2 pseudogenes are annotated in these 727 nt (G+C 69.2%); one reads left to right on the top strand and one right to left on the bottom strand.

The window, feature by feature from the left end:
* A pseudogene (locus tag A5680_RS16830) lies at positions 1–346 on the top strand (hypothetical protein); the annotation flags it as partial.
* A gap of 4 nt (positions 347–350) precedes the next feature.
* On the opposite strand, the pseudogene A5680_RS16825 reads toward A5680_RS16830, so the two are convergent.
* Positions 351–727 (bottom strand): annotated as a pseudogene (locus A5680_RS16825) (hypothetical protein); the annotation flags it as partial.

Genomic DNA, 727 nt, shown 5'->3' with positions numbered 1-727 from the left:
CCCGCAGGGGGCGTTCACCGCGGCCCGGGCCGCCAAGGCCGAGGGCGTGCAGATCTCGACGATTTCGTTCGGCACGCCGTACGGCACCGTCGAGTACGAGGGCGCCACCATCCCGGTTCCCGTCGACGATCAGACGCTGAAGAAGATCTGCGAGATCACCGACGGCCAGTCGTTCCACGCCGACAGCCTGGAGTCGCTGAAGGACGTCTACGCGACCCTGCAGCGCCAGATCGGCTACGAAACCGTCAAGGGCGACGCCAGCCTGGCCTGGATGCTGCTGGGGGCCGTCGCGATGGCCGGCGCCGTCCTGGCCGGCCTGTTCCTGAACCGCCGGCTGCCCTCCTGAGCGATCAGACCGGCAGCCGCCGGTTGATCAGCAGCGCCAGCGCCGTCGCGATCAGGGCGGTGAGCACGCCCAGGCGCAACCACCCGGCACTGCCGGGACCCGGCACGGTGCGGTAGCCGATGTCCTTCTCGATGGCGTTGTAGCTCTTGGACAGCTCGTCGACGGTGCCGGCGGTGTAGGACTGCCCGCCGGACAGCTTGGCGATCATCTTCATCTGGTCCGTCGATACCGGCACCGCGACCCGCTGCCCGTCCATCTCGATCTCGCCGGTCTTGGTGCCGAACGAGATCGTCGAGATGGGCACCCCTTCGTCGCGGGCCAGCCGCGCCGCGGTGTAGGCCCCGTCGTGCGGGTCGCTGGGGTTGGACGGCTTGTTCTCCT

It is taken from the genome of Mycobacterium sp. E2989, assembly GCF_001667595.1.
GTDB lineage: Bacteria > Actinomycetota > Actinomycetes > Mycobacteriales > Mycobacteriaceae > Mycobacterium.
Note: the sequence above shows the minus strand (reverse complement) of the source record. Positions and strands in the feature narration are given on the sequence as shown.